The following is a 7,922-nucleotide window of genomic DNA, read 5'->3' on the forward strand; positions in this document are numbered from 1 at the left end:
GTGAACGTAAGCAAACATTTTTGAGGTCGCGCCATGATTTTACAAATGCAACCCTCTCAAAAAATTATTTATCCAGACGATGACGGGCTACCGATGAGCAACAATACGGAGCAATTTGATTGGATTGTCACCATTAAAGAGAACTTAGAACTTCTCTTTTCAAAAGATTCTAATGTCTTTGTGGCAGGGGATTTGCTGTGGTATCCCGTTGAAGGCAACAATACGATCCGTACTGCTCCCGATGCGATGGTGGTATTTGGCAGACCCAAGGGCAGACGTGGTTCCTATATGCAATGGGTTGAAAATGACATTGCCCCCCAAGTTGTCTTTGAGATTCTCTCTCCCGGAAATAGAACTAGTGAAATGGCAAAGAAACTAAAGTTTTATGAGCGTTATGGCGTTGAGGAATATTATCTCTACGATCCTAGCTGTATCGAACTGACAGGATGGCAACGGATTGGCGAAGACCTAGAAGTAATTGATGTAATAGATGGTTGGGTTAGCCCTCGCTTAGGAATTCGTTTCGATCTTAGCGGCGAACAGTTAGAGCTATATTTTCCTGACGGTAAAAAATTTACCAGTCTCAAGGATGTCTCAGAGCAGTTACTTAAGGAAAAACAACGCGCCGATCGCTTAGCAGAACGCTTACGTGCCTTGGGAATTGAAGATGGAATTGAAGATGAAATTTAAACTTGCTATGAAACCTTACAAATATCTGTCCCCTGCGATCGCGTTAGGAATAGTCGCCATTGCTAATGGAGTAACTGATCAGGCGATCGCCCAAACTTCTACCCCAAAAGATCTATCTAAAAATCCTGATCGAGTTGAAGGTTGCGAGATCTTAATCGTCGGTGGCGGAGTCGCAGGTACAGCCTCCGCCTATGAAGGATTATTAGCTGGGCGCACCGTGTGCATGACTGAAATTACCGATTGGGTGGGTGGACAACTTACTTCTCAAGGAACTTCAGCGTTAGATGAAGCTAAAAAACAACGCAATCTCTGGTTCTTTCCCCAAGGCTATACGGGATTTCGTAAACGGATTGAACAGAAATATGGAAAGTTGAATGCGGGAGATTGTTGGGTAAGTGTTTCTTGTTTTATGCCAAATACTGCTCAGCAAATCCTGACAGAGATGTTGCAGGAAGCGGAACGTAAGGGTAATGGTAAGTTGAAATGGTTTCCGAATACGATTATCAAAAAGCTTGATTTGAGTAGCGATGGCAAATTAATTAATCGCGCGATCGCTATTCAGCATCGTCCCGCACCCAATACAGCACCCCTAAATACTGAGCCACTTTCGACAATTATTGATGAGGCATATCGTTACGAAAATTCGCCTCGTTTACAAAAGGAAATCATTCAATTTGTTCCCTTAAGTGTTCCCTTAGATGGGCAGGCACAAAAACGCCCTACGGATTGGTTTGTGATTGATGCGACAGAGACAGGCGAAATTATTGCCTTGGCTGATGTGCCTTATCGACTAGGACTCGATCCGCGATCGCATCTTAATCCTTCTTCGCCAGTAACCGAGAATGATGCTTACTGCACCCAAGGTTTTACTTATACCTTTGCGATGGAACAAACCGCCGAGCCTCAACCACAGCAAAAGCCCAGTTTTTACGATCGCTACTTACCCTATTACGGCTCCGACCCTAAGCCAAATCTCGCCAATTTTGACAATATCTTTACCTATCGCCGCATTTGGAGTGCTGAGGCTCCGAATCCTAAGAAAAATGCTTTTGGGGTTTCGAGCATGAAGACTGGGGATATTTCGATGCAAAATTGGGTTTGGGGGAATGATTATCGGGGAGGTACGGATAAAGATAATTTGATTTATTCAAGGGAGCAATTACAGCGATCGGGGCAGTTGGAGGCGAACGGCTGGATGGGCGGATTGCGCCAAGAAACCCTGAAAAATGGTGAAGAAATTGCCCTCGGTTTTTATTACTGGTTGGTTGCTGGCACAACGGATTCTCAACAGAAAACTAATTGGAAAAAACCTTTTCCCAATCATCGTTTACTTCAGGGAATAGATTCGCCCATGGGAACTATGCATGGATTATCGAAATATCCCTATATTCGAGAATCCCGTAGAATTATCGGTCGTCCTTCCTATGGCTATCCCGAAGGCTTTAGTATGTCCGAGATTGATGTTTCGCAAGTAGATTTTAGTACGGAGTTCTATCGACAGAACCTCTCACCACAAAGCTATCGTCATCTCTGGAATGCTCTGGCTGGGCTAGAAGCAACTAGCGCCATTAGAAACAACACCGAACCTCAAAAAATTCCTCGTCGCACTCGTTCGACCATTTATCCCGATGCGATCGGGATTGCTCAATACTATCTCGATTTTCACCCTTGCTTAAGTGAGTATCCTGTCGAAAAAGCGGGTAATACAGAACGAGCAGGAGTTCGCAATGGACATGGAGCCGCCTTTCCTGGACAGATTCCCTTGCGATCGCTGATTCCCCAAAAAATCGATAATTTGATCGTATCGGGTAAAAATATCGCCTATAGCTACATCGTAGCCGCAGGTTATCGCGTCCATTCCTACGAATGGTCAGTAGGAGCCGCCGCAGGTACGACAGCTTCTTTTGCCCTCTCCGAAGGAATTCTGCCCTATCAATTGGTGGAGAGTTTGCCGCGAGTAAATCCATTGCTGACAAAATTGCAGCAAACTCTGGTGCAGAATAACAATGCGATCGCCTTTCCCGATACTTCTATTTTTAATCTCAATTGGGGTGACTGGAAAATTTGGTAATCTATAATTTTTTACAGGCTGTGAAGAGACCATCTGCACGGACATTATAATGATAATTGAGGGAGCGACTACCGTTCCCTATTCGTTTATAGAGTGACATATGATCGACCCGATTGGATACATACTTGGAACCAAAGATGCTACACCCCTTGAGTTTTGGGTAGCCGTAAGTGATGGCAAAGTCCTGCGTTTAGATGATGTCGTGCAGGTGAAAACCGATCGCCCTGACAAAAAAGGTGTCGTGAATTTCTATGGTGTGGTCGATCATGTGCGAACTATCCATGAAGGAACTCAGTTTGATACGGATACATTTCTCGTTACTAGTGGCAGTATGCCCGTGAATGTCTCCTATGCCGCGCATATCCAAGTTACGCGCATCGAGCCTGAAGAATATTTACCACCCCAGCCTAGCGATGCTGTCTATTTAGCGGAAGATGAGGATCTTCGATTTGCGCTGAACTTTGACGGCATGGAGCAGCGTATCTCCGCTGGGATTATGCGAAATGGTAGTCCCGCCTATTTGAATTATGAATTTATCGATGGCACAAAGGGCGCTCATGTCAATATTTCGGGAATCTCAGGCGTGGCGACGAAGACTTCTTTTGCCCTGTTTATTCTCCATTCCATTTTTAATTCGGCGGCACTAGGTTCTAAGAGAGCGAATACTAAGGCTTTGATTTTTAATGTTAAGGGAGAAGATTTATTCTTCTTAGATAAGCCCAATAACAAAATGCGGGAAGAGGATCGGGCGAGTTATCGAACGCTCGATCTGCCTGTAGAGCCATTTCGCGATGTCAGATTTTGCGTTGCGCCTAAAAAAAATACACAGGAAATTGAGCCCCATCTCGATCAACGCTCCGATAATATTTCCGCCTATGTCTGGGGTATGCGTGAATTTTGTCGCGATCGCCTATTCCGTTTCTTGTTTGCAGGTGATGATTTAGAGCGAGGGAATATTGGCTTTTTGGCAAGCATTGTCGAGGAGCGTTTAGCGAGATTAGCTGCTGATAATGACAAATATGATAAGAAGTTAGGATTTTTACCGAGGGCAAGTCTGGACTTAGACGATCGCTATGGTGAAGATAATAAGGATAAGGTGGAGACTTTTCGAGATTTGATTGAATTTCTCGAAGATAAGTTGGTGGAGAATCCTGATCAGAAATGGCTAGGGCGTAATGCTCCAGCCACTGCCGAAGCGCTCACCCGTCGGATGTGGGGAATTGCCGATGAAATGGGGCATCTGGTGCGCGGCGATCTGCCTGCGGAGGAGTTGCAAAAGTATAAGCTCGATCCCCTTGCGGCAGAATATCAGTTAACGATCGCGGATATCAACAAGCTCGGCAGTAAAGCTCAAAAGTTTGTGGTGGGAGTACTTCTGCAAAAGCTTTTTATGGAAAAGGAAAAGCGCGGACAATATCCCGTTGTCTTTATCGTTCTCGATGAGTTAAATAAATACGCACCCAAAGAAGGTCGTAGCCCGATTAAAGATTTGTTAGTAGAAATTGCAGAACGTGGACGATCGCTGGGCATTATCTTAATCGGCGCACAACAAACTGCTTCCGAAGTCGAGCGGCGAGTGGTTGGACAAGCAGCAGTGCGCGTCGTTGGTCGCCTTGACTCTGCTGAAGTAGAGCGTCCTGAATACAACTTTTTGACGGGAGCCTGTCGGAAGCGATCGCTTCTTTTAAAGTCTGGCAGTATGTTTATCCATCAGCCCGAAGTTCCATCGCCTTTATTAGTGGGTTTCCCTTTCCCTGCCTACGCCACGCGCTTACGAGAAGTCCAAATCAATGAAGTGGAGGAGAAGATTCTCAAAAGTAAAGTTAAGCGTCTGTAATGGAGATCATGGCGATCGCTAAATTCATCACCCCAAAATAGAGATCGCCTCAAATCGTCTCCAAAATGCTAGAATTATCCGAAAGTTTCAGTTGATATCATGGATGAGCGCGATCGCACTAATATTCAGGGGTTTTTAGCTAAATGGCAAGGCTCACAGGGGAATGAGCGGGCTAATTATCAGACTTTTTTTGATGATTTGTGTGGGGCGTTGGGGGTGGAGCGTCCGATTCCTAAGGGGACAGTGAAGGGTGATCCATTTTGTTTTGATAAGGAGATTACGGTTTTTCATAAGGATCGCAAGGAGACTTCTAATTTTATTGATTTCCATAAAGAGGGCTATTTTTTAATCGAGGCGAAGCAGGGGAGTAATGGCTCTAAGCAAAGTACGCCGAGGCGGGGGACTGATGGCTATGCGCGGATGATGGAGAAGGCTTTTTATCAGGCTCAGAGCTATACGCTATTTTTGACTAGCAAGCCACCGTTTTTGATGACTTGTGATATTGGTTCGCACTTTGAGCTATGGATGAGCTTTAGTGGAAACTATGGCGGCTATGGGGCGCGTGAAGTAATTGCGCTTGAGAGACTTCTTGATGAGAAGGTTTTTGATCGCTTTGTGGCGATTTTTAGTGATCCGCATAGTCTGAATCCTGAGAAGTATCGAGCGCGGGTGACGCGAGAGGTGGCTGGGACTTTGGCAAAGTTGGCGAAGTGGCTAGAGGAACAGGGTAAGGAACCGCAGGAGGTGGCAAATTTTTTGATGCGCTGCATTTTTACGATGTTTGCGGAGGATGTGCGGTTGTTGCAGGGGGATATTTTCACTAAGAATTTAAAGGAGCGTTGGATTCCTGAACCGAGTCGATTTAAGTCTGAGATTGAGAAGCTGTGGAAGAAGATGAATACGGGCGGCGAGTTTGATTTTGATGTGATTCCGCAGTTTAATGGGAGCTTTTTTGCGAATGCGATCGCCTTTGATTTGCCGAGGGAACAGCTTGAGGTGTTGTCTGAGGCGGCGCAAAAGGATTGGCGTGAGGTGGAACCTGCGATTTTTGGGACTTTGTTGGAACGGGCTTTGGAGAAGAAGGAGCGCAGTCGTTTGGGGGCGCATTATACGCCACGCTCCTATGTGGAGAGATTGGTTTATCCTGTGGTAATAGAACCTTTGCGAGAGGAGTGGGAGTCGTTAGAGCAAGTAGTTGATAAGATTTTAGAACTAAAGGAAGGTCAAGAACAACCAACAAAAGACCAAAGAGATAAGGCGGAGGTAGAGATTCGGGCGTTTTTGGAGCGTTTGCAAGTGGTGCGGATTCTTTATCCTGCTTGTGGTTCGGGCAATTTCTTGTATGTGACGTTAGATTTAATCAAGACGTTGGAGCAGGAGGTGCAGATGCGGTTGTTGGATGTGTTGGGGAAGGTGACGACGGATTTGTTGGAAGAGTTCGATCCACGTTTGGCGGGACGAAAGCAGGTGAATCCTTCGCAGTTTTTGGGTATTGAAATCAATCCAAGGGCGGCTGCGATCGCAGAGTTAGTGATCTGGATTGGTTATTTGCAATGGCATTTTAAGCGCTATGGCACTACGCCGCCGCCTGAGCCAATTTTGCAGGATTTCCACAATATCGAGTTTCGGGATGCGGTGTTGGCTTACGATGGACGGGAGCTTGATATTGATGCGAAGACGGGTAAGGTGCGGAGTCGTTGGGGTGGGCGCATGATGAGGCATCCTGTGACGGGTGAGGATGTGCCTGATCCGTCGGATCAGGTTCCTATCTATCGCTACATTAATCCGCGTCCTGCGGTGTGGCAAGAGGCTGATTATATTGTTTCTAATCCTCCTTTTATTGGGAAATCGAGACGAAGGACAGCACTTGGAGATGAATATTTAGAGTGTTTATTTAAGGCTTATCCACAGATGCCAGATGGTGCAGATTTTGTTATGTACTGGTGGTTTAATGCGATAAACATAATCAAACAGAACAAATTAAAGCGATTCGGTTTCATCACGACTAATAGTATTACCCAGATATTGAATAGACAAGTTATTTCTGAAAATATTAAAGATGATTCTGAATATGAGATTTTATGGGCGATACCTGATCATCCTTGGGTAGATACAGAAGGAAGTGCGGCTGTAAGAATAGCTATGACTGTTGTTGGAAAAAGAGAAAGGCAACAACCAACTATTGTTCGAGTTATTCGTGAGGAACGACAGGATGAGGACACAGCGAATTTAACTTTTGAATATCAGAATGTTGGGTTTATACATTCAAATCTTCGTGGAGGTGCAAAACTTGATCAAGCGAAGTCTTTACAGGCTAATGCTTCTATTTGTTCGGTTGGATTAGTTCTTTTTGGCAAAGGATTTCTTGTTGATGAATCTAAACGCAAGCAAATTGAACCAGATATATGTCATCCTTTTTTGTCAGGGCGAGACTTAATAAATGGAGTCTTAACTGATTGGGTAATAGATTTTTATCCCCTTGATGAGTCACAGGCTCAATGCAAAGCGCCTTTAGCTTTTCAACACTTGCTTGAGTATGTAAAGCCTCAACGAGACGAAAGCCGAGATTCTGGAAGTCGAAAAAAATGGTGGCGTTTTGGTCGTGATAAGACTGAGATGCGAGCTGCAATTCAAAAATTGGAGCGCTATATTGTTACGTTAGAAGTCAGTAAATATAGAAACTTCTTTTTTGTGTCATCTGATGTTCGTCCAGATCACAAATTAATAGTAATAGCTATTGACGATGCTTACCATCTTGGAATTCTTTCAAGTTCTACTCATCTCTGTTGGGCATTAGCTCGTGGCGCACAACTCGGACCAACACCTGTATATGTAAAATCTATTTGTTTCGATCCGTTCCCTTTCCCAGATGCAACATTAGAACAAAAAGAAAAAATTCGACAACTAGGCGAAAGACTCGATCGCCATCGCAAACAAGTCCAAGCCCAACATCCCAAAATCACAATTACAGGAATGTATAACCTCCTCGAAAAACTCAGCAAAGGCGAAGACTTCACCGACAAAGATAGAGAATACAACAACAAAGCCCTAGTCTCCACCCTCAAACAAATCCACGACGAACTAGACAACGCCGTTCTAGAAGCCTACGGATGGGAAGATTTAGCCCCTCATCCCCTAACCCCTTCTCCCAAGACGGGAGAAGGGGAACAAGAAACTTCTTCGCTCCCCTCTCCCCTCTCCCCTTTTGGGAGCAGGGCTATTTCAAGAAAGAGGTAGAGAGACTTTAAGAAATCAAAGACAACATTGCGGGTAAATTATGGGCAAAATAGTCAATAGCGCCTTTAATTGATTCAAAGCCATTAC

The 7,922-nt window shown here is 44.8% G+C and carries 4 protein-coding genes; all 4 read left to right on the forward strand.

What is annotated here, in order from left to right; genetic code table 11:
• Window positions 1–33: 33 nt before the first annotated feature.
• The 4 genes from H6F42_RS16150 to H6F42_RS16165 all read left to right on the forward strand — a co-directional run bounded on the left by H6F42_RS16150 (window position 34) and on the right by H6F42_RS16165 (window position 7,835).
• Entirely contained in the window at window positions 34–690 is a 657-nt protein-coding gene (locus H6F42_RS16150) for a Uma2 family endonuclease (protein ID WP_190400403.1), read from the forward strand.
• A gap of 7 nt (window positions 691–697) precedes the next feature.
• Entirely contained in the window at window positions 698–2,761 is a 2,064-nt protein-coding gene (locus tag H6F42_RS16155; RefSeq protein ID WP_190400404.1) for an FAD-dependent oxidoreductase, read from the forward strand.
• A gap of 100 nt (window positions 2,762–2,861) precedes the next feature.
• Window positions 2,862–4,598: an ATP-binding protein gene (locus H6F42_RS16160; protein WP_190400405.1), complete on the forward strand. Its 1,737-nt coding sequence runs from the start codon at window positions 2,862–2,864 to the stop codon at window positions 4,596–4,598.
• Window positions 4,599–4,697: 99 nt separating this feature from the next.
• Entirely contained in the window at window positions 4,698–7,835 is a 3,138-nt protein-coding gene (locus tag H6F42_RS16165; RefSeq protein WP_190400406.1) for a class I SAM-dependent DNA methyltransferase, read from the forward strand.
• Window positions 7,836–7,922 lie beyond the last annotated feature (87 nt).

This window comes from Pseudanabaena sp. FACHB-1998 (assembly GCF_014696355.1).
Taxonomy (GTDB): domain Bacteria; phylum Cyanobacteriota; class Cyanobacteriia; order Pseudanabaenales; family Pseudanabaenaceae; genus Pseudanabaena.